We start from the raw sequence: 20,387 nt of genomic DNA on the forward strand, positions 1-20,387 counted from the left end.
TCGCGTCTGCTCGCGGTGGGGCTTGAGTCATATCGGCAACCTCACGTCGCTGACAAAGGCGTCACGCACCCAGGACACGAAGTCGTTCCACAAGCCGGTGACCAGCGCGGTGCCCACCAGGATCAGCAGGATGCCGCCGAAGATCTGGATAGCGCGGGTGTGCCTGCGCAACCAGCCCAACCCCTGCACGGCCCGCGCGGACCCGAGGGCCAGCAACACGAACGGGATGCCCAGCCCGAGGCAGTACGCCAGCACCAGGGTCACGCCGCGGGCGACACTGGCGCCGTCGGTTGCCGACGCCACCGCGATCACGCCCGTCAATGTGGGCCCGAGGCACGGTGTCCAACCCAGCGCGAACACCGCGCCGAGCAGCGGAGCGCCCGCCAGCGTCGACCACTGCCGCGGCGTCAGCCGGGCCGAGCGCTGCAGAATCGGCACGAACCCGACGAACACCAGCCCCATCACGATCGTGACGACGCCGCCGATGCGTTGCAGCAGAAGTTGGTTGACGATCAGCGTGGTGGTCATGCCGAGGACGGCGACGGCGCCGAGCAGGAACACCACGGTGAACCCCGCGACGAACAGCGCTGCGGCGCCGGCCACCCGCAGGCGTGCGGTCTTCACCCCGACCGCACCGGACGCCGCATCCGACTCATCGACGCCGACGACCGCGGCCAGGTACGACAGGTAACCGGGTACCAGCGGCACGACGCACGGCGACGCGAACGACACCAGACCGGCCAGCACACTGACCCCCAGGGCCAGCAGTACCGGCCCCGCGGCGGCGATCTCGGCGAATCCGGTCATGCCTTGGGCTCCGGTTCGGCTGCCAGCTTCTCCACGACCGGCTGCAGATCCTCGGCCAGCAGCTCCCGCAGGAACACCGCGGCAACGCGATGCTGACGGTCCAGCACCACGGTCGACGGGATCACCGTCGTCGGGTACTTGCCACCGAACGCGATCATGGTGCGCATCGCGGGGTCATAGATGGACGGGAAGGTGACCTTGCGATCGGTGACGAAATCGACTGCGGCGTCGCGATTGTTGTCCCGCACGTCGATGCCCAGAAACGCCACGCCCTTGTCGCGTGTGGACTCGTAGACCTGCTGTAGCTGACTGATCTCGGCGCGGCACGGGCCACACCACTGGCCCCACACGTTGATCACCACAACCTTGCCCGCGAAGTCGTCGAGCGAGATGGTCTTGGCCGGGTCGGTGAGCTCCGGCCCCGTGATCTTGCCTGGGGTACCGCGTTTTTCGGGTGGGTTGTAGAAGATGTCGGTCTTACCGCCGGGCGCGACGAACTCGAACGTGCCGCCCTGCGCGACGGCGTCGTCACCGGTAGAACACCCGGAGACCAACAGCGTCGCTGCAAGCAGCGCGACCAACCACTTCACTAGGCTCCCCAGGGCTCTGTGTATCCCCAGCGAACCAGACGGCTGCCGTCGAAGGTGAACGACGTCAGAGACGCCAGGTTGCACAACCGGCTGTGCGGCAGCGGCAGATGCGCGAGCTTGCGACCCGTCATCGCGCGGCGCAGCGTCTCGACCGGGAGCTGATGGCTGACACACACCGCCTCGTGGCCGGCGGCCTTCTCGCGGGCCCGGTTCAGCGCAGCCATCATCCGCGGAGCGATCTCGGTGTACGGCTCGCCCCACGACGGCTTCATCGGATTGCGCAGCCGCGGCCAGTTTCTCGGATCATGCAGGGCGCCGTCACCGGGTGACACGCGTTCGCCCTCGAACGAATTCCACGACTCGATGAGGCCGTCGTCGACGTCGATGGACAGGTCGTGGCTCTCCGCGATCGGTTTGGCGGTCTCCTGTGCGCGCTCCAGCGGCGAGGCCACCACGTAGATGATGTCGTGGTTTGCCAGCCAATCCGCCGCGGCCTGCGCCTGCAGCCTGCCACGGTCCGACAGGTGATAGCCCGGCAGCCGACCGTAGAGCACCTTCTCCGGATTGAACACCTCGCCGTGCCGCATGACGTGCACGGTCGTTCTCACGGTCACGGTCGAGCCTCCGCGGCGGCGCGGGCCGCACCGGGCAGGGCGTCGGCGATCCGCTCGAATGCCGCATCATCCAAAACGCTTGACACGAACCAGGTTTCGAATGCACTGCACGGTGGGTAGACGCCTGCGGCCAGCAGCGCGTGGAAGAAGGGTGGGAAGCGCCAAGTTTCGGTGGCCTTCGCGGCGGTGAAATCGTGCACCGGCTCATCGGTGAAGAACACGCTGAGCATGTTGCCTGCCCGCTGCACGCGGTGCGCCACGCTTGCCTCGGTCAGCGCGGTGCTCAGCAGCCCGGCCAACCGGTCGGCGTTGGCGTCGAGCCGGGCGTAGGCCGCGTCGTCGGCGTTGCGCAGCGTCGCGAGCCCGGCGGCCATCGCGACCGGGTTCCCCGAAAGGGTGCCGGCCTGGTAGACGGGCCCCAGCGGCGCCAGCCGCCCCATCACCTCGGCGCTGCCGCCGAACGCCGCGGCGGGCAGCCCACCGCTCATCACCTTGCCGAACGTGAACAGATCGGCGTCGACGGGGTCGAGCCCGTACCAGCCGGCCTTGCTGACCCGGAACCCCGTCATCACCTCGTCGAGGATCAGCAGCGCGCCGTGCGCCGCGGTGATGCGGCGCAATGCGGCGTTGAAGCCCGGCAGCGGTGGCACCGTGCCCATGTTGCCGGGACTGGCCTCACTGATGACGCATGCGATTTCATCGCCGAACCGGGCGAACACGTCTTCCAGCGCCTCGACGTTGTTGTACGGCAGCACGATGGTGTCGGCGGCCGCGGCGCCGGTGACGCCGGGCGAGGACGGCAGGCCCAGGGTCGCGACACCGGAGCCGGCGTCGGCCAGCAGCGCGTCGCTGTGGCCGTGATAGCAGCCCGAGAACTTGATGATCTTGGCGCGCCCGGTGTAACCACGGGCCAGCCGGATCGCGCTCATGGTGGCCTCGGTGCCCGAGTTGACCAGCCGCAGCAACTCGACCGGGGCGACCCGACCGATGATCTCGACAGCCAGTTCAGTTTCCGACGGTGTCGGAGCGCCGAAGCTCAGCCCACGCGCGGCGGTCGTCTGGACGGCCGCCACGACGGCCGGGTGCGCGTGGCCGAGCAGCGCCGGACCCCACGAGCACACCAGATCGACGTACCGGTTGTCGTCGGCGTCGGTGAGCCAGTAGCCGTCCGCGGACGTGATGAACCGGGGAGTTCCGCCCACCGAGTTGAAAGCCCGAACCGGGGAGTTGACTCCGCCGGGGATGACGGCGCAGGCATCGGCGAAGAGTTGAGCCGACCGCTGGGTGACAGGCATGGGCACCAGTGTCCCAGCCGCCGCAACCTCGTCAACTACAGGGTGTAGTGCTCCGGCCTCGCGCTCACAGCGTGACAAGGACCAGTCCTTTTGCCACGGCGGTGAACGGCACCTCCACCGGAAACTCTGCGCCGATCACGCGGCTGCTGTTCGAGCACGCTGGCCTGTTGACCCCGATCCAGCCGACCGCATCAACCGCCGGCGACCGCGTGGCCGACGGGGTGTGCCCACCTGACGGATTCAGCCAGCGCAGCATCCACCACAGAACCAGCGGTCTCGAACAGGGATGTATGCCGGTCGGAGTTGTCGATCGGCATCAGCGCCGCGCAGCGCATGACCAGCGCTCCCAACGCCAGGGATGTTCGCGGCGGCACCACTAGCAGGGTGACTTCCGTGGTGCGCCCGGTCACCCGGATGAGGCGCAGGCGCTTCGGTGGTTCTGTTGTTGCCCACTGGCGACCATTGACCATTGCGTCCAGGTCGAGCTGCCCGTCCGTCTCGGACCAATTCAGGCGGATTTCGGTGATCTCGCCCAACGGTTGATGCAGCGCGGCAACCAGATTCGGCAGTTCAGCGGCCAACGAGCCGGAATAGGGCCACCAGGCCCCACCGATGTCGGCGCCCATCTTCTTTGCCAGCACGACTCTCACCGGTCGTGCCGAGCGGCGGGGACCCACCAAGCCGTTCACGATGCCGCCGCGCCGGTTATTGCTGGGCCATCGGGACTATCGGAGAAAACCGGTACCTGCACCGGCGACGCGATGTCGACGTAGTCGCAGATGTCAACGGGCCGGTACGGATCGGAAAAAGCGACAGAAGGCTCCATAAGGCCTGCTCCTCAGTTGGTGTGAGCTGCGCCCACACGCCAATGATCATGCGGTGCTACCACTGATCGGTGCATGATCCGCAGGCTGATCGCGTCGACAATGAGAAGATCCGGCGGTCCAAATCCGCCGTCTACCCCGCTGAGAGATGTGACGCCTACCTGCACCAACTTACACCCAGTGCCATGCAAGGCGGAGCGTTGCGCTGCATTGCCGGGCCTGTGTGGCGCAGGGCGAAACCACCTGCCGCCCGGCCGGTTCGCACCACCGGGTACACTAGGACGAAATCGGCGGTACTTCGTCGCGCAGCTGGTCAAAGTTACGCCGCCGTCGATTCGAATCAACCTGATAGGTGGACATTCTGGCGTCGGCACAGCAGGCCGACTGGTCACCTATGACTTCGGCCGTTGGCCCCCAACAGATTTGAATGCATCGACATGCATTCATCGTGAAAAAGAGAAAGTAGTAACAGCATGACCGAGGGAACCGTGAAGTGGTTTAACAACGACAAGGGCTTTGGCTTCATCGCCCCCGATGGCGGTGCGGCAGACGTGTTCGTTCACCACACCGAGATCCAGGGCAGCGGCTTCCGCTCGCTTGAGGAGAATCAGCGGGTGAAGTTCGAGGTCACTCAGGGCGCCAAGGGCCCGCAGGCAGTGGGCGTCACCGCCCTCTGATCGACCCGCGGCCCCGGACCGGCGCAGCGTCACAGCGCGCCGTTCCGGGGTTTCCGCGTGCGATGCCCCGTCGCCGTTGCATGGTGCCGGCTGCAACCGGCAGCTCGACAGGAACGGCGAGCCTCATTCCAAGGTAATTGCCAGCTGTTGGTCTACGTTCACCAGCTAAGGTGTCAGGGTTCTGGCACCGAGTTCGGGGGAGCTGATACCGAGACACGGGGAGCAGATGCAGAGACATTTGACCGATGCCGAGATCCTCAAGGAACTCGAGCCGGTTGCCGAAGAGGGCCTGAACCAGCATCTGAGGGTCGCCAAGGAGTGGCATCCGCACGACTACGTTCCGTGGGACCTGGGCCGTAACTTCGCGGCCCTCGGCGGCGAGGACTGGGCGCCTGAGCAGTCGGGCCTGTCTGAAGTCGCCAAAGTCGCCATGGTCACCAACCTGCTCACCGAGGACAATCTGCCCTCGTACCATCGCGGCGCGGCCAATCACTTCTCACTCGACGGCGCCTGGGGCCACTGGGTCAACCAGTGGACCGCCGAGGAAAACCGCCATGGCATCGTCATCCGTGACTACCTCGTCGTGACCCGCGGAGTGGATCCCGTTGCGCTGGAACGCATGCGCATGGAGCACATGCGTAACGGCTACGACCCCGACGCGGAAGAACGCGAAATACACGAGCCCGGCCCGCTGATGATCTCGGCATACGCCACCCTGCAGGAGCTCGCGACCCGCGTCAGCCACCGCAACACCGGCAAGATCTGCGACGACCCGATCGCCGAGTCGATGCTGCAGCGCGTCGCGACCGACGAGAACCTGCACATGGTCTTCTACCGCAACATGTTTTCGGCCGGCTTCGACCTGTCCCCCGACCAGGCGATGGAAGCGGTGTGCGCCATCATCGAGGGATTCCGGATGCCTGGCCGAGGGATGCCCAACTGGCGCCGCAACAGCGTGGTCATGGCCAAGCACGGCATCTACGATCTGCGCCAGCACCTCGAAGAAGTCGTGATGCCCAACGTCAAGAAGTGGCGCATCTTCGAGCGCAACGACGTGACGGCGGTCGGCGAGAAGCGCCGCGAGCAGCTGGCTGCTTATCTGGAGGATCTGCAAAAGCAGGTGCTCAGGTTCGAGGAGCAACGCGACCGCATGCTGGCACGCGAAGCCGCCAAGGCCGAACGCTCCGCGTAATACCCGGCGTTCAAGCGATCGCCCTGTCGTCGACCTGTGCCGGGCACCATCTGTTCACGATCCCGTTGTGGCGCTGGGCAATCAGTACTCCAGGTACCGGCAGCATGTCCGGATGTTGGTGTCACGACCGCCAATTCAACACATCACCGGTACCCGCGGTGAGGACCGTGCCCGGCATGACCCTCAACCGGTACGGGGTCAGCCGCAGCGCCGCGAACCCGGGCGAGGTGGGCCCGTCCCATCCCGGGATGATCGCCGGGTCATAACCGACCGGCGCCGGTGCGGTGGCGAAGCGATCCCACACCTGAGTGCAGGTTTCGTCATCGAGGTACCACTCCACCAGACAATCGGCGGAGCACGTGTCGTGATTCGTGGTCCAGTAGTTCACCGATACGTGCGGATGCACCGCAAGGTGTGCTCGCTTGATCGGGCTCGGAACAGTTGCAACCCAACCGAACAGGTCGGTGCCATCCCATTCCCAAATGGGGTGCAGGATGCGGCTGCGTGGGCGTCCGTCGGCGTCGACGGTGGCCGCCGACGCCCACACGATCGAATGGGCCATCTCGACGAAGGCAGGGGCGATCCGCTCCAGTGGGGTCACAACAGCGAGGTTATTACCCGTCCTGGCCCTTGTCCTCGTCCCGGCCCTTGCCCTCGTCCGCCCTGCCGTAGATGGGATTGCCCTCGTCGTCGATCCAGTCGTTGACAGCCGTACCCGAGACCGTGCCTCCGCTGCCGGGCAGCACGACGGTAGGACGGGTGTCGTCATACGACTTCATGACCCGTTCGGCTGCTCTGTGGTTTTCCTCGGTGACGTGTGGCTGCTTCTCGGTAGTCATGGGTAACGGCTGCCCGCAAAAGCGATCTGCCAAACGGCTCAGGCCGAGACCGTATGAAGCGACGGAGTTTCCCATCGTCGCACTCCGCCGGGCCACGGCTCACTACGATGAGTGCACATTTTGTTTGGGGGCGGAAGGAACGGTGGCCGTGACCGCTCCGGTGCTCGACCTCGACGGCCGCGTCGTCGGACGGGCCGCGGAGTCTGCTGAACTCCGCGCGGCCATCGCCGATGCCGAACGCAACGGCGGCCGATATGTCCTGGTCAGCGGCGCCCCCGGAGTAGGCAAATCGACCCTTGTGCAGGCGTTCGGCGCCGAGGTCGCCCAACGCGACTGTGTCTTCGCCTACGGGCGATGCCGCGACGGTGCGCCGGCACCGTACGCGGCATTGGGCGAAGCGTTCAGCGCGATCGTGCACACCATGGAGACCACCGGTCCGGCAGAACGGGACAGCTGGCGTGCCGATCTCGCCAGCGGGATGTCGGCGCTGTCGGGCGTGCTGTCCGAGCTCGTGCCGGACCTGACCGAGGTGCTCGGTCAGCGGCCGGCGTTCACCGACCGCGAGGCTGCCGATCCTCGCCGCCGGTTGCACCGCGCCGCCATCCGGTTGATCTCCGAAACCGCCTCGTACCGCCCGGTGGTGCTGGCGATCGATGATCTGCAGTGGGCCGATCACGACTCCCTGCTGATGCTCGCAGAACTGCTCGCGGTATCGGTGCGCAACGTGCTGGTCCTCGGCGCGCACCGGGCCGGCGAATTCGACCCCAACGTGGCGGGCCTGCCCCCGACGGGGTTGTCCACCATCCGGCTCGCGCCGCTGTCCTGCGAAACCGTCGAAGAACTGCTGGCAGGCGTGTGCGGCCCCGCCGTCGAGCTCGCCGATGTGGCCGCCGAGTTCCACCACCGCACCGGCGGCAATCCGCTGCAGGTCCGCCAGCTGCTCTACCGCGCGCAACGGGAAGGCGCGCTCACCCCGGTCGGTATGAGCGGACGGCCCAGCTGGGACCTGCGAGTGCTGAGCTCGATCGAGGTCACCGACTCTGCCGCCGAGTTCCTCAACCGCTACCTCGACCAGCTGCGGCCGACGGATCGCGCCTTGCTCAGCGCACTGACCTGCATCGGCGGCGAGTTCGACCTCGCCGACGCGACGGTGGCGGCTGCGCAGCCCACCGATGTCGTGGCCCAGGCGCTGTGGTCGGCCCTGGAGCTGCGTCTGCTCGAAGCCGTCGACGGTCGCGGCCAGCGGATCGCCAACACGATCAGCCACGACGCCCGGTACCGGTTCAGCCACGACCGCGTGGCCGAGGCGGCGCGCGAAGACCTCTCCGCCGACGCAGCGCGGGAGACGCACCTGCGGATCGGTCGGCGCCTCGTCGAACAAGGCGACGAGCGACTGTTCGAGGCCGCGCGTCACGTCGGCATCGGCGGCCTCGGACTGGCTGACGACGACGAGCGGATCCGGTTCGTCGACGTGCTGCGGCAGGCGGCCCGCAAGGCGAGGGCACAGGCGTCGTTCCCGCTGGCGCTGACGTACTGCCGCAACGGACTCGACCTCCTCGGCGCGACCCGCTGGGTCCGGCATTTCGAGCTGACCCGAGAACTGCAGCTCGAGGCTGCCGATGCCGCGCTGCTGGTGGGGGACGTGACGACGCTGCACGCGCTGCTCGACGAGGCCGAGACCGCGTTGCGCGAACCGGCCGACCGCAGCCGGCTCGCCTACCTGCGACTCAAGGGACGGGTGGCGCGGAACCGGCTGCAGGAGGCGCTCGACATCGGGCTGGGCGCTCTCGACGAGCTCGGCGAGTCACTACCCCACGACGCCGGCAAACCGCGGATGGCCAACGCGTTGGTGCGGACACGATTCATGGTGCGGCACTGGACCACCGAACAGTTCCTGCAGCTGTCCCCCTGTGCGGACCGGCGTGTGGTGGAGATCCAACGCACCCTCGCCGAACTGCGCAGCCTGTCCTACCTCGCGCGGCCCAACCTGTTTCCGCTCATCGTGCGCAAGCAGCTCGAGCTGACGCTGGCGCACGGCCACACGCCATCACTGCCGCTGGTGCTGGTCAGCTACGGCGTGTTGCTGGTGATGACCGGCGACCCGGCGGGTGCGCAACGGTTCGGCGAGACAGCCCTGCTGCTCACCGACCGGCCCGAGTTCCGCGACGCCCGGCCGGAAACGCTGTTCATGCACCTGAACTTCATCCGGCACTGGCGCCACCATCTGCGCGACGGCTTCGGTCAGCTGCGCGACGCGGTGACCGAGGCACTCGACCACGGTGACCAGGAGTACGCCGGATTCCTCGGCGCCGTCCTGCTGTCGCAGTACTTCTGGATCGGCCGCCCGCTGGCCGAGATCGACGAACTGGCCCAGACCGTGATCCCGGAGATCTGGTCGCAACCGGTACCGCGCCGCCTGTGCCAGGCCGTCCAGCAGATCTGCCTCAACCTGATGGGGCGCAGCGAGGATCCGTACCTGCTGGCCGGTGAGAGCGGCTACGACGAGCGGGTGGCGCTGCCCGCGGCCCGGCGCGAGGGCGACGAGGTCGCCCTCGGCGCGGCTGCGACCATGCGGCTGGGACTGCACTTCTGGGCCGGTGACTACGCCGGGGCGGTCGAGGTCGCCGACGACGCGATCGAGCACATCGGCGGCATGCAAGGCACCGCCATCGCGCAACTGGTCCATATGGTGAACGCGCTGAGCCGCATCCACGTCGCACCGGACACACACTCGACCCGCCGGTGCGCGCACCGCACACTGGCGCTGCACCGCAAGTGGGCGGCGGAATCCCCGGCCAACTATGCAGCGCCCTACGCGCTGATCGAGGGCACCTGGGCGCGGGCACGAGGCCGGCACCGCACCGCCGAGATGGCCCTGCACCGGGCAATGGAACAGGCCGACGAGCACCAGCTGCCGTTGATTGCCGCCGCGGCTTACGAGGAGGCCGCCGCGCTCTACGCCGAGACCGGCCGCAACCGGCTCAGCGAGCACATGCTGCGCATGGCGTATCAGCGCTTCTGCACCCTGGGGCTGACGTTGCGCACCGAGCGGCTGGCCCGCACCTACCCGTGGCTGCTCAGCCGCGACCTCGTCGCACCGGACTCGGTGGGGATCGACCCGACCGGCGCCCACCATCTGGTGCGTGCCCTGTCCGCGGCTCGCGACGCCGACAGCCTGGCCAACATCGTGTTGCGCACGGTTGCCGACACCACGGGTGCCAACCGGGTCCTGTTGTTCACCGGTGAGCCCGAACATCTCATGGTGCGGGCCGTCCTCGACGAAGGCGGGATCACGACCGTCGACGGACCGTGGACCGAGGTGCCCTACGACCGCAACTTGGTGCGCCGCGTCGTCGACTGCGGTACTCCGCTGATCGTCGCCGCCGATTCCACGCGGCGGCCCGGGCCCACCGGGCAGCGCCGCCCGGTACCGTCGATCCTGGCCGCGCCAATCCGGGTGCAGGACAACATTATCGGCATGATCTACGTCGAACATGGCGACCCTGCACGGCATTTCGGTCCGCATCACGAGGAGGCGGTGTCCTTCGTGTGCGATCAGGCGGCCGCTCCCATGTGGAACTTCAAGTTGGAGGCGCAATTACAGGCGGCCGACGAGTACCGCCGCTCACTGATGGACGCGCAGTCGAAGTTCGTGCCCAACGAGCTGTTGCGCATCCTCGACATCGATGATCTGCGCCGGGTCCACAACGGCTATCGCGTCGAACGCCAGATGACCGTCCTGATCTCCGATATCCGGGGCTACACAACACTTTTGGAAGACATGAACGTCTCCGACGCCAGCAACCTGGCGATGGGTTTCCTACGGGCCGTCGAACTGCCGATCATCAGCTGCAATGGCATGATCCAGGATGTCCGCGGGGACGAGATCGTTGCGGTCTTCGAGTCCGAGGACGACGCGGTGCGCGGCGGGCTGGCCATGCTGCGCTCGCTGCGCGAGCACAACTCCGACCGGCTCGCGCGGGGTTCGGAAGAGCTGCAGGTCGGAATCGGCATCAACACCGGCCCGGTCGGAGTCGGCCTCGTCGGCGGGGTCAACCGCATGGTCCTGACGATCATCGGGGACGCCGTGAACGTCGCGGCACGCATCGAGAGCACCAACAAGCGCTACGGCACCGCGCTGCTCATCTCGGATGCGACCTACACCCGGCTCGCGGCGCGCGAGCAGTTCGACATCCGCCGGATGGAACGGGTGATGGTGGTCAACCGGCGCAGGCCCGTGACGATCTACGAGGTGTACGACGAGGATCCGCCGCCGCTGCGGGAGGCGAAACGCAGTGCGCAGCCGATGTTCGACGAAGCGTTCGGATTGTTCGATGCCGGCGAGGCCGCACAGGCGCGGGCGGTATTCGAGAAGTGCCGCCTGCTGCTGCCCGACGACACCGTGGCAACACTGCACCTCGCGCACTGCGATGCCGTGGACCGCGGCGACATGTCGCCTGGTCAGGAGGTCGAGCTCGCGCAGAAGTAGCTACGCCAATCGCACCTCGACGGCCCGGTTCCTCTGCCATGATTTGGACCACATTCGTCGAGGGGGTCGCAGCCCATGTATCTGAGCGCCGAGCGGTTGGCCGTGGCCGACCGGGCCGTACGCGAGACATTCGAACAGACGAGCGTCGCCTGGCAGGCAATCCCCCACTGGGACACCGGCAATCCCGGCCAGACCTGGGTCCGTAGCGACACCGTCCCGCCGGGCTCCCTGGAGGTTGTCACCACCAACGAGAAATTCGCCGTGACGCTCGCCCAGGCGGGTGCGCCGACGCCGGATCCGTTGCTGGCCGTGCTGACGGCGAAGACCGTCGAACTCGCCGCGAACATCGACACCGCAATCCTGGCAAAGCTCAACGGCGCGGACGCCAATCCGCTGAGCCTGGCGAGCGATACCACTGCGGCCCTATTGGACACACTGATCGACGCCCGCGCGCGGGTGGAGAACGCCGGTTACCGCGCGCCGTCATGTCTGTTGACCAACACCGACGGACTCAAGAAGCTCAATCGCCTGGAGAGCGGAGAAGACGTGGCCGAGGCCGTGCTCAAGGCCGCCGGTGTCAACGCGCTGTACCGCGTCGAGGGAATCGACATGCTCTTGCTGGGCCGTCGGCAGCGGATCGCCCACGGCGCTGCCGCGACGGCGTCGCCTGGCGAGGAACCGGTGGACGTCGCCGTCGCCGTGGCGCCCAGCCTTGAGGTCATCGGTGAAAACTCGGACGGCGAAATCGAACTCGCGGTGCGAATCCGGTACGCGCTGCGGATCAAGGACCCGGGCGGTGTCGTCGGTATCTCTTTCTGACGCGCCAGTGCCGGCCGTCGCTGAACCGCCTCCGCGAACGTCGGGGCTCGATGACTATCTCGCCCGGTGCAAGGATGCCTGCGACGGTGAGATCGAACGTCTCTACGGCAGCGGTGAGCACGGCGCCAGCGGACTGCGTGAGCTCATCCTCGACTACCCACTGCGCGGCGGGAAGGCGCTGCGACCGGCCTTGAGCATCGCGACGTGCCTGGGGTTGGGCGGGTATCTCGAGGCGATCCTGCCGACCGCGGCGACGCTGGAGCTGTACCACAACGCGTTCCTCATCCACGACGACATCGAGGACGATTCGTGGCAGCGGCGCGGGCACCCCACCCTGCACATCGACCACGGCATCCCCATCGCGGTCAACGTCGGTGACGCCATGCTGTCACTGTCGCTGCAGCCGCTGCTCGACAACGTCGAACGCATCGGCTTGGGGCCCGCGCTGCGCATCCTGCGCGCCGTCGCGCACATGACCCGGCAGACCGTCGAGGGGCAGGCGATCGAGCTGCAGTGGGTACGGTCCAACGTCTGGCAGCTGGCCGACACCGACTACCTGCACATGGTGGAGCTCAAGACGAGTTGGTATTCGTTCATCACACCGCTGCAGGCCGGGGTGATCGCCGCCGGAGGCGGGCCGGACCGACTGGGGCCCCTTGAAATCCTCGGCCGACATCTCGGGGCGGCGTTCCAGATCACCGATGATCTGCTGAACCTGCGCGCCGATCCGCAGGACTACGGCAAGGAGATCGGCGGCGATCTGTGGGAGGGCAAGCGGACGCTGATGCTGCTGCACGCGCTCCGCCGCGCCGACCCCGACGACCGGGAGCGCGCCGTGCGGATCCTGGCGAAACGGCGCCCGAGCGCGGCCGGTGAACTGGGGCTTGCCGATCTGCTCGACCGGCTCACCGCCCGCGGCGAACTCTCCCCCGTCGGGCGCGACGCGATCACCGCGCAGGCACTGCGACCCCGGCAAGGCGAGTCCAAGACGCTCGACGACATCCGCTGGCTGTATCGGCTGATGCACCAGACCGGGTCGCTCGACCACGCCCGCGCGGTCGCGGCCCGCCACGCGCAGGACGCAGCGAATGCGCTGAGCGGCCTCGACTGGTTGCCGCCGAGTCAGCACCGGGACATGCTCGCCGGCCTGGTCGACTATGTGCACGGACGCACGCGATGACGCCCGAGACCCTGGTCGGAATGCTGGCCGAGTTGGAGCGGATCCGGGCGCTGACGCTGGATCTCGTCGAGCGCAGCGCACCCCAGCTGCTTCCCGAGCCGCCGGAGGACGCCGCCGGAACCGAGCGCGCGGTGTTCGAGCTGCTGCTCGGAGCCCGACGTGCGGTGCTCGGCAGCCCCGCCGCCGCGCGCGGCGTACACGACCTGCTCGTGGCCGAGGGCCGCCGGTACGCCCAGACGCCCGAAGGGGCGCGGCTGCGGGACGCACTGACGGCCTCCGAGACGGTCGAGAACCTCCGGCGGGTGTGGGAGACCGCGAGCCTCAACGTGCTCGACGGCCCCGCCCCGCCTGCGGCCGCCCCGACCGCGTGGGCGGAGCTGCTGGCCGACGCGATCATCGGCGCGGCGCGCACCGACGACCCGGTGCTGGCCCGGTTGCGTCCCGAGGGGTTCGCGTGACGGAGCTGACCGATCCGCGTGCCGCACTGGCTGAACACGCCGGCCTCATCGACTACCTGGTGGGCCTGGCCGGCCTCGGCCGACTCGTGCGCGAGCTCGCCACCGGCGGCGGTGCGCCGGGCGAGCCCGACGACTTCGTGCACGTGCTGCTCGGGCTCGCGGCTCTGGGCGACCGGGTGGAACGGCTGGCCCCACCCGCACCGGCTGCACCTCCTGGTCCGGCTGATGCGGCACCCGACTTGTCTGCGAGCTGGCTGCGATGACCCTGGCGGGCAGTGATTTCCTGCGTGCGCCGGTGCTGGCCGCCGCGCAGCCCGAAGGGTTCAAGGAATGGCAACACTTCGTGGTCCACGGCCGTGCCGGGCGGTTCCTCATCAACTTCAGTCTGACGTGCGAGGACACGCAGGGCACCGGGTCCCGCATGGCACCACGCGTCATAGTCATCGCCCACGACCAGCATTGGACCGGCGCCGTCGAGCGCTTCGGAGAGAGCGCCACGGACGTCTCGGCAGATCTGGGTGTGCTGACCATAGGCGGCAACCGGATGACCGTGGGGCCCGACGGCTACGAGTTGCTCATCGACCTGCCCGGTGTCCGAGACCTGCCCGGTATCCGAGGAGAACTGCGGCTCACCCCGGTCAGTAGGCCGTTCGCCGTCAACAACCAGCCGGTGGGACAAGGCCGGATGTCGTGGCTGTTCGTGCCGCGGCTGCGGGCCGACGGGTGGCTGCGCATCGCGGACCGCGAGCATCGGATGGAGTCCGATCTGGCCTATCACGACCACAATTGGGGCCGATTCCGGTGGGGCGACGACTTCGGCTGGACGTGGGGCACGATCCTGCCCGCCGAGCCCGACGACCCGTGGTCTCTGGTCTTCCTGCAGATGACCGACCGGCACCGGCTGCATTTCCAGTCGCAGGCGCTATACGTATGGCACCACGACCAGCCCGCCGCGATCTTTCGGCACGCGCAGCTGCAAATGCGCGCGTCAGGCCGGCTCGGCCGGGCGCCCGACTGCACCCTGCCGCCGCCCATGGGGCTACTGGTCGACGGCGACGTGCCGGGCGTCCCGGACCGGGTGGAGATCAGCGCGACCCGGGCGGGCGACACGGTGCACGCCGAGTTCCGGCCTCGGTCGTACGCACGGCTGGCACAGCCCAGCGAGGTCGACCTCCAAGGCTCGACCGTGCTGTGCGAGGCGGACGGCACGGCCCGGATACGCGGAACGATCAACGGCGAATCGATCGACTTCACCGGTACCGGCGTGGTCGAGTTTCTCCATGGGTGAGCCGGTGGCGGCGCTGCTGCGGCGGTCGGTCGGTCATCTCGCAGACGAGGTGCCCGCGAGCTACCGACTGGTGCTCGACCGGCTCGGGCCGCTGGTGGTCACCCTCGACGTCGACGGGGAGCAGTTCTCGCTGTGCGGCGGCCAGCACCTGGATATATCCGATGGGCCGGCTGCCACCGGGCCGCGCATCACCACGTCGCGCGTCGCGATACTCGATGTGCTCGACGCCAGGATGGGCTTGCACGACGCCGTGCAGGCGGGTGCGGTGACCGTCGCGGGCTCGCTCGATGACATCCTGCGGGTGCACGACACCCTGCTGGCCTATGTGCACGCCGCGGTCCGGGCGCCGTCGGTGCCGGGGCTGCTGTCCGCGCTGCGGGAGGGAGTGTCGTGACGGGCGAGGTCATCACCACACCCGCGTCGTGCCCGCGGCGCCCGACCGTCGCGGTCCTCGGCGCCGGCATCGCGGGGCTTACCGCCGCGCACGAGTTGGCGCAGCGCGGTTTCGACGTCACGGTGTACGAGCCGCGTGTCGACGAACGCGCCGGGCTGGGCACCGCGCCGGCGGACACGTATCCGCCCGTCAAGCTAGGTGGTTTGGCCGCCTCGCAGTACTCGACAGTGGGCACGCACGACGGCAGCGCCGCCGAACTGCGGCCCTTCCCGGGCCGCCGCGGCGAACCTCGCCCACCCACGCGGGCCGTCGCCGGTGAACACGGCTTCCGCTTCTTCCCGGCCTACTACCTGCACACCTGGGATCTGTTCCAACGCATCCCGGTCTACCAGCGCATCGACGCGCCCGGCGGCACGGCCGACTGGGTCCACACGTCGCGAACCATCATGGACAACGTCCGGCGCGTCGTCACGCAGGGCACCACCGTGGACGGCAAGCCGTCGCTGGTGTTCCCGCGCGAGGCGCCACGCACCCCAGCCGAGTTCCTCACGATCATCGGACAACTCACCGAATTGGGCTTCACCGCGTCGGACATCGACCGGTTCATCAGCAGGCTCGTGCGCTACCTCGTCACAAGTCCGCTGCGCCGGGCCGCCGAACTGCAGAACCTGTCGGCATACGACTTCTTCGTCGGGCGCGACGACACGGCAGAGCAGCCCCGGTTCTCCTACTCGTCGCGCTTCGACTCCCTGCTGCTGGAGATGCCGCGCGTACTGGCGGCCTTCGACACCCGCTGGGGCGATGCCCGCACCAACCTGACCACGTATCTGCAGCTCCAGCTGCAGATGGACCGGCGCGACAACAAGGCCGACGGGGTGCTCAACGGCCCCACCACCGAGGCGTGGTTCGACCATTGGCACCGCCACCTCGTCGAGCTCGGTGTCCGCTTCGTCCGGGCCGGCGTCGGCCGGCTGGAACCACCCGCATCCGACCCGGCCCAGCCGCCGCACCGGCGCCCGCGCGTGCAGGTGACGCTGTCCGACGGCACCCGGTTGGCGCCGGACTACACCGTCGTCGCGGTCGACGCCCCCGCCGCCGAGCAGATCACCGCGGCACTGCGGGCGGCCGGCACGGGCGGCACCGTGGCCGGGCTCGACGGGTTCACCACGTCGGCCCCGCCGAGCGGCGGTCCCCTGGAGCCCGGGGAAACGCGCCCGCAGGCCCGGCGCGACCCGTACGCCATGGACGAGATGGGCCGGGTGCCGTGGGACCGGTTCCAGACGCTCGGCGGCATCCAGTACTACTTCGACACCGAATTCCAGCTGCTGCGCGGGCACATGTACTACTCGGGCACGGAGTGGGCGCTGTCGTCGATCAACCAGCACGGCCTGTGGGAACGCCGGCCGACCCTGGCGCGCGACGGCCACGTCTCGGTGCTCTCGGTCGACATCGGCGATTTCAACACCCCGTCGCGGCACCTCCTCGACGAGTCCGGGCGCGGCAAGGCGGCCCGCGACTGCACGGCCGACGAGATCGCCACCGAGGTGTGGCGTCAGATCGTGTACGCACTGACCAGCGACGTCGACAACGTCGCCGAGGCGCTGATGCCGTGGCCCACGTGGTACGCACTCGACCGGGGCCTGGTGATGGGCAACGGCCCCGGCCAGGGGCACGGCAAGGCGGTGCGCAACGAGACGCCGTACCTCGTCCCGATCGTCGGGGACTGGGAGAACCGGCCCGGCGCGGACCCGTGGAACCCGCACGGCGGGTCGTGGGGTTCCCGACCGACCGAGGAGCGGTGGCTGGCGGATCTGCGGGAACGCAACGTCTGGCAGGCCCGCCACGGTGGCTACCAGGTGCATCACAACTCGGTGGTGTTCGCGGGCACCTGGACCAGGACGTTCACGCGGATGACGTCGATGGAGGCGGCATGCGAATCGGGGCGCCACGCCGTCAACGCCATCCTCGACCACTACATCTGGGTTGCATCCGGCGGCGCCGACCACCGGGATAACACCACACTCGACTGGCGGTTCCCCTACGACTTCCTCGACCAGGGCTACTCCAGCCCGGTCCGGATGCCGTCCCCGGCCGGCGACTACTGCTATGTCTTCGACATCGAGAATCGCGAGCCCGCCGATGCGCGCCCGCTGCGCATCCTCGACGGACAGTACTGCCAGGAGGCGCTGCCGCACCCGCTGGACACCGTCACACCGCCGCCGCTCACCCCCGTCCCGCCGATTCCGGGAGGCCAACCGATGACTCAGCCGACGATGCCGCCCGATCCCGGTCTGCAGTTGCTCAGCTATCTGCAGTCCTGGCGGCAGTACCTACAGCAGGCCGGGCTCGGGGGGCCGGGTGGTTCGCTGCCTTCCCCGGCCGGCCTGCCCCTCCCGGCCTCGCCGACCGACTACACCCAACAACTGCTGACCTATCTGCAGGCTTGGCGGCGCTACCTGGAACAGACGGTGGGCGAGGCCACGGGACGGCCGACCGAGGGCGATGGGCCGCCTGCTAGCTCGGTGTCGTATTCCGGTGAGGAGGTCGTCGCACCTGCCGACGACTACGGGATCCAGACCACTGCGACGGGTCGGCCGCGGCGCGTACCCCAACCGGCACAGTCCCGCCAAGACCCTGCACCGCAGACACCATCGGTACCGCCGCCGCAACACCCCGTCGGGTCGGCATATCACCGGTTCACCGAGGCCGAGAACTCCCCCGCCCCGCCCGCACCCCGGTCGCTCTACTCCAGCGCGTCCGAGGCAAACACACCGCAGCCGTCGTACCCGGGGATCGCCGAAACCGGGTGGCTGGACCCGGACCGCTAGCCGCGGCGCAACCGTGCGATACCGAGCACGGCGAGCACCCCGGCGACGATCGCCAGCAGCAACGCCAGCACCAGCAGCGGGGCGGAATGGACGACCGAGGTGGTCGACGGTTCGTCGGGCAGGATCGGTGCAACGTCCACGGTGGTGCCGGCCGCCAGCCAGCTCACCACGCACCCTGCGGCGGCAGCGACCGCCACCAGCAATTCGACCACGGCTCGGATCTTCATGGCGTGCGCTCCTCGATCAACAGAGCCAATTGTCCGCGCAGCTGTCGATGCCTGCGTGCCCACGCCTGCACGGTCCGGTCGCCGGCCAGTTTGAGCCCGATGCCCCTCCGGCCCTTGGGCACGCCCGTCAGCTCGCCGAGCGCCCGGGCGGACTGCCACCTCGGCGCCTCGGCGCCGCTGGCCTCGGGATAGATCTTGACGACATCGCCCAGGTCGAGCTTCTCGGTTCCCTGCCGCAGGGTGTCCTTGGTCAGCTCCACCGAGGTGTGGATCCGGGCCGCCTTGATCTGGATGGCGACAAACCCGGACACCAGGGCCAGGAACAACAGTGGAATCCACGGGTCACGCCCGTAGCCGCCGGTCATCTGCAGCAGCCCTACGCCGATCGCCGCGAACGGCCCGAGCAGCAACCACAGCCAGTTGCCGCCCGGTTCGTAGAACAGTCGCTGCGGTACGGATTCGTCAGCCACCGGCACCCTTGGAGGTCTGGACATTCAGCGCGGTGCCGACGATCAACAGGATCACCCCGGCCAGGGTCAGCAGGTGCACCGGAACGAAGCTGAACGCCGCCGCGATCGCGATCAGCGCGGCGGCTGTCAACGCCAGCGCCATCGCGGCCCGACGAAACCGGGGGTCACCGCCTCGGCTGCGACCGGCCAAGAACGCCATCGCGGCACCGATGATCACGGTGAGTACGCCCGAACCGCGATAGAAGGTGTTCACGGTGCCGGGCCAGGACACGGACGCGGCGATCAGGCCGCCGACGATCAACAACACGGATGCGGCAAGCCAGCAACTGAACGCGATGGTGGCGCGCAGCGGCCGAGGCGGCGGCTGCTGTCGGGATGATGATGGCGGTGAAGGCATTGCCGGGTGGCCTGTTCAGGCCAGCCATCCGGCCACATCGGCCGCCCAATAGGTCAGCACGATGTCGGCGCCGGCCCGCCGGATCCCGATCAACGACTCCAGCGCGGCGGCCTGAAGATCGATCCAACCGTTGGCCGCAGCGGCGCTGATCATCGCGTACTCACCGGAGATCTGGTAGGCCGCAACCGGTACCGGTGAGATGTCGGCGGCCGCGCGTACCACGTCGAGGTAGCTCATCGCGGGCTTGACCATCACCATGTCGGCGCCCTCGTCGATGTCGAGCTCGATCTCGTGGACAGCTTCGCGGATGTTTCCCGAATCCTGTTGGTAGGTACGCCGATCGCCGTCCAGGCTGGACGACACCGCTTCCCGGAACGGGCCGTAGAACGCCGAGGCGAATTTCGCGGCGTAGGCCAGGATCGCGACACCGGTGTGCCCGGCCTCGTCGAGTCCGTCCCGGATAGCGGCCACCTGACCGTCCATCATGCCGCTCGGACCCACCACGTGGGCACCCGAATTCGCCTGTGCCACAGCGAGTTCTATGTATCGCGCGTTGGTGGCGTCGTTGTCGACGCTGCCCGACCCGTCCAAGACGCCACAGTGGCCGTGATCGGTGAACTCATCGAGGCAGGTGTCGGCCATCAGCACCGTGGCATCACCGAGATCCTTGGCGAGATCACGCAATGCCACGTTGAGAATGCCGTCCGGATCCGTGCCGGCCGAGCCGGCCGCATCCTTGGCTTCGTCGCGCGGCACCCCGAACAACATCAGTCCGCCCACGCCTGCGGTGACCGCGTCAGCGGCAGCGCGGCGCAGCGAATCCCGGGTGTGCTGCACCACGCCCGGCATCGAGGAGATCGGCCGCGGTTCGGAGATGCCTTCGGCGACGAACATCGGCAACACCAGATGCCTTGGCTCCAGCGAGGTTTGCGCAACCAGTCGGCGCATGGCCGGGGTGCTTCTCAGCCGGCGAGGCCGGTGCCTTGGATACGCCACGGC

At 68.4% G+C, this 20,387-nt stretch carries 22 protein-coding genes; 10 read left to right on the forward strand and 12 right to left on the reverse strand.

Annotation, left to right across the window (positions count from 1 at the left end; translation table 11 throughout):
- Positions 1-27: 27 nt before the first annotated feature.
- The 6 genes from H276_RS0113730 to H276_RS25325 form a co-directional block, all read right to left on the reverse strand.
- Positions 28-807: a cytochrome c biogenesis CcdA family protein gene (locus tag H276_RS0113730; protein ID WP_018603831.1), complete on the reverse strand. Its 780-nt coding sequence runs from the start codon at positions 805-807 to the stop codon at positions 28-30.
- Positions 804-1,397, reverse strand: a complete 594-nt coding sequence (locus H276_RS0113735) for a TlpA disulfide reductase family protein (protein WP_019971885.1) — start codon at positions 1,395-1,397, stop codon at positions 804-806. Before H276_RS0113735 ends, H276_RS0113730 begins: the two co-directional genes overlap by 4 nt.
- On the reverse strand, positions 1,397-2,011 hold the full coding sequence (locus H276_RS0113740; RefSeq protein ID WP_019971886.1) for a histidine phosphatase family protein: 615 nt from the start codon (positions 2,009-2,011) through the stop codon (positions 1,397-1,399). Before H276_RS0113740 ends, H276_RS0113735 begins: the two co-directional genes overlap by 1 nt.
- The gene (gene hemL / locus H276_RS0113745) at positions 2,008-3,306 is read right to left on the reverse strand and encodes a glutamate-1-semialdehyde 2,1-aminomutase (protein WP_019971887.1); all 1,299 of its coding nucleotides are present in this window, start codon (positions 3,304-3,306) and stop codon (positions 2,008-2,010) included. The genes H276_RS0113740 and hemL overlap by 4 nt, the downstream gene beginning before the upstream one ends.
- A 191-nt stretch (positions 3,307-3,497) precedes the next feature.
- Entirely contained in the window at positions 3,498-3,947 is a 450-nt protein-coding gene (locus H276_RS0113750) for a DUF5994 family protein (RefSeq protein WP_231376673.1), read from the reverse strand.
- A gap of 44 nt (positions 3,948-3,991) precedes the next feature.
- On the reverse strand, positions 3,992-4,132 hold the full coding sequence (locus tag H276_RS25325) for a hypothetical protein (protein WP_231376674.1): 141 nt from the start codon (positions 4,130-4,132) through the stop codon (positions 3,992-3,994).
- 471 nt (positions 4,133-4,603) lie between these two features.
- On the opposite strand from H276_RS25325, the gene H276_RS0113755 reads away from it, so the two are divergent.
- The gene (locus H276_RS0113755; protein WP_019971889.1) at positions 4,604-4,807 is read left to right on the forward strand and encodes a cold-shock protein; all 204 of its coding nucleotides are present in this window, start codon (positions 4,604-4,606) and stop codon (positions 4,805-4,807) included.
- A gap of 226 nt (positions 4,808-5,033) precedes the next feature.
- Positions 5,034-5,999, forward strand: a complete 966-nt coding sequence (locus tag H276_RS0113760) for an acyl-ACP desaturase (RefSeq protein WP_019971890.1) — start codon at positions 5,034-5,036, stop codon at positions 5,997-5,999.
- Positions 6,000-6,120: 121 nt separating this feature from the next.
- Here the strand turns inward: H276_RS0113760 and H276_RS0113765 are convergent, their stop codons facing one another.
- Together H276_RS0113765 and H276_RS0113770 are read right to left on the reverse strand one after the other, a co-directional pair.
- Positions 6,121-6,600: a pyridoxamine 5'-phosphate oxidase family protein gene (locus H276_RS0113765; protein WP_019971891.1), complete on the reverse strand. Its 480-nt coding sequence runs from the start codon at positions 6,598-6,600 to the stop codon at positions 6,121-6,123.
- A gap of 13 nt (positions 6,601-6,613) precedes the next feature.
- Complete coding sequence (locus H276_RS0113770) at positions 6,614-6,838, reverse strand: hypothetical protein (RefSeq protein ID WP_019971892.1); 225 nt, start codon at positions 6,836-6,838, stop codon at positions 6,614-6,616.
- 160 nt (positions 6,839-6,998) lie between these two features.
- On the opposite strand from H276_RS0113770, the gene H276_RS0113775 reads away from it, so the two are divergent.
- The 8 genes from H276_RS0113775 (at position 6,999) to H276_RS0113810 (ending at position 18,294) form a co-directional block, all read left to right on the forward strand.
- The gene (locus H276_RS0113775; protein WP_026356976.1) at positions 6,999-11,327 is read left to right on the forward strand and encodes an AAA family ATPase; all 4,329 of its coding nucleotides are present in this window, start codon (positions 6,999-7,001) and stop codon (positions 11,325-11,327) included.
- Positions 11,328-11,402: 75 nt separating this feature from the next.
- Positions 11,403-12,146: a hypothetical protein gene (locus tag H276_RS0113780; protein WP_019971894.1), complete on the forward strand. Its 744-nt coding sequence runs from the start codon at positions 11,403-11,405 to the stop codon at positions 12,144-12,146.
- A 7-nt stretch (positions 12,147-12,153) separates the two neighbouring features.
- Positions 12,154-13,326, forward strand: a complete 1,173-nt coding sequence (locus H276_RS0113785) for a polyprenyl synthetase family protein (protein ID WP_019971895.1) — start codon at positions 12,154-12,156, stop codon at positions 13,324-13,326.
- On the forward strand, positions 13,323-13,784 hold the full coding sequence (locus tag H276_RS0113790) for a hypothetical protein (protein ID WP_019971896.1): 462 nt from the start codon (positions 13,323-13,325) through the stop codon (positions 13,782-13,784). The genes H276_RS0113785 and H276_RS0113790 overlap by 4 nt, the downstream gene beginning before the upstream one ends.
- Positions 13,781-14,047 carry a hypothetical protein gene (locus tag H276_RS0113795; RefSeq protein WP_019971897.1) on the forward strand — a complete coding sequence of 89 codons (267 nt, stop codon included), beginning with the start codon at positions 13,781-13,783 and terminating at the stop codon, positions 14,045-14,047. The genes H276_RS0113790 and H276_RS0113795 overlap by 4 nt, the downstream gene beginning before the upstream one ends.
- Positions 14,044-15,072: a hypothetical protein gene (locus H276_RS0113800; RefSeq protein WP_019971898.1), complete on the forward strand. Its 1,029-nt coding sequence runs from the start codon at positions 14,044-14,046 to the stop codon at positions 15,070-15,072. Before H276_RS0113795 ends, H276_RS0113800 begins: the two co-directional genes overlap by 4 nt.
- On the forward strand, positions 15,065-15,466 hold the full coding sequence (locus H276_RS0113805; RefSeq protein ID WP_019971899.1) for a hypothetical protein: 402 nt from the start codon (positions 15,065-15,067) through the stop codon (positions 15,464-15,466). Before H276_RS0113800 ends, H276_RS0113805 begins: the two co-directional genes overlap by 8 nt.
- Entirely contained in the window at positions 15,463-18,294 is a 2,832-nt protein-coding gene (locus H276_RS0113810; protein ID WP_019971900.1) for an FAD-dependent oxidoreductase, read from the forward strand. The genes H276_RS0113805 and H276_RS0113810 overlap by 4 nt, the downstream gene beginning before the upstream one ends.
- On the opposite strand, the gene H276_RS0113815 is transcribed toward H276_RS0113810, so the two are convergent.
- From H276_RS0113815 to hemB, 4 genes are read right to left on the reverse strand one after another with little or no spacing between them, the layout of a single operon-like run.
- Positions 18,291-18,521 carry a hypothetical protein gene (locus H276_RS0113815; protein ID WP_019971901.1) on the reverse strand — a complete coding sequence of 77 codons (231 nt, stop codon included), beginning with the start codon at positions 18,519-18,521 and terminating at the stop codon, positions 18,291-18,293. The two genes, H276_RS0113810 and H276_RS0113815, sit on opposite strands and share 4 nt — an antisense overlap.
- A complete protein-coding gene (locus tag H276_RS0113820; protein WP_036461065.1) occupies positions 18,518-19,015 on the reverse strand; it encodes a hypothetical protein in 498 nt (165 codons plus the stop codon). Before H276_RS0113820 ends, H276_RS0113815 begins: the two co-directional genes overlap by 4 nt.
- Positions 18,984-19,388: a YIP1 family protein gene (locus H276_RS0113825; protein ID WP_026356978.1), complete on the reverse strand. Its 405-nt coding sequence runs from the start codon at positions 19,386-19,388 to the stop codon at positions 18,984-18,986. The genes H276_RS0113820 and H276_RS0113825 overlap by 32 nt, the downstream gene beginning before the upstream one ends.
- A gap of 15 nt (positions 19,389-19,403) precedes the next feature.
- Positions 19,404-20,384: a porphobilinogen synthase gene (gene hemB / locus H276_RS0113830; RefSeq protein ID WP_026356979.1), complete on the reverse strand. Its 981-nt coding sequence runs from the start codon at positions 20,382-20,384 to the stop codon at positions 19,404-19,406.
- Between the last annotated feature and the right edge of the window lie 3 nt (positions 20,385-20,387).

Source organism: Mycobacterium sp. 141 (genome assembly GCF_000382405.1).
Lineage (GTDB): Bacteria > Actinomycetota > Actinomycetes > Mycobacteriales > Mycobacteriaceae > Mycobacterium.

Coding starts and splice junctions, on each gene's coding strand:
- H276_RS0113730 (WP_018603831.1), bottom strand. CDS start 807: ATGACCGGATTCGCCGAGATCGCCGCCGCGGGGCCGGTACTGCTGGCC.
- hemL (WP_019971887.1), bottom strand. CDS start 3,306: ATGCCTGTCACCCAGCGGTCGGCTCAACTCTTCGCCGATGCCTGCGCC.
- H276_RS25325 (WP_231376674.1), bottom strand. CDS start 4,132: ATGGAGCCTTCTGTCGCTTTTTCCGATCCGTACCGGCCCGTTGACATC.
- H276_RS0113755 (WP_019971889.1), top strand. CDS start 4,604: ATGACCGAGGGAACCGTGAAGTGGTTTAACAACGACAAGGGCTTTGGC.
- H276_RS0113760 (WP_019971890.1), top strand. CDS start 5,034: ATGCAGAGACATTTGACCGATGCCGAGATCCTCAAGGAACTCGAGCCG.
- H276_RS0113770 (WP_019971892.1), bottom strand. CDS start 6,838: ATGACTACCGAGAAGCAGCCACACGTCACCGAGGAAAACCACAGAGCA.
- H276_RS0113780 (WP_019971894.1), top strand. CDS start 11,403: ATGTATCTGAGCGCCGAGCGGTTGGCCGTGGCCGACCGGGCCGTACGC.
- H276_RS0113790 (WP_019971896.1), top strand. CDS start 13,323: ATGACGCCCGAGACCCTGGTCGGAATGCTGGCCGAGTTGGAGCGGATC.
- H276_RS0113800 (WP_019971898.1), top strand. CDS start 14,044: ATGACCCTGGCGGGCAGTGATTTCCTGCGTGCGCCGGTGCTGGCCGCC.
- H276_RS0113805 (WP_019971899.1), top strand. CDS start 15,065: ATGGGTGAGCCGGTGGCGGCGCTGCTGCGGCGGTCGGTCGGTCATCTC.
- H276_RS0113815 (WP_019971901.1), bottom strand. CDS start 18,521: ATGAAGATCCGAGCCGTGGTCGAATTGCTGGTGGCGGTCGCTGCCGCC.
- H276_RS0113820 (WP_036461065.1), bottom strand. CDS start 19,015: ATGTCCAGACCTCCAAGGGTGCCGGTGGCTGACGAATCCGTACCGCAG.
- H276_RS0113825 (WP_026356978.1), bottom strand. CDS start 19,388: ATGCCTTCACCGCCATCATCATCCCGACAGCAGCCGCCGCCTCGGCCG.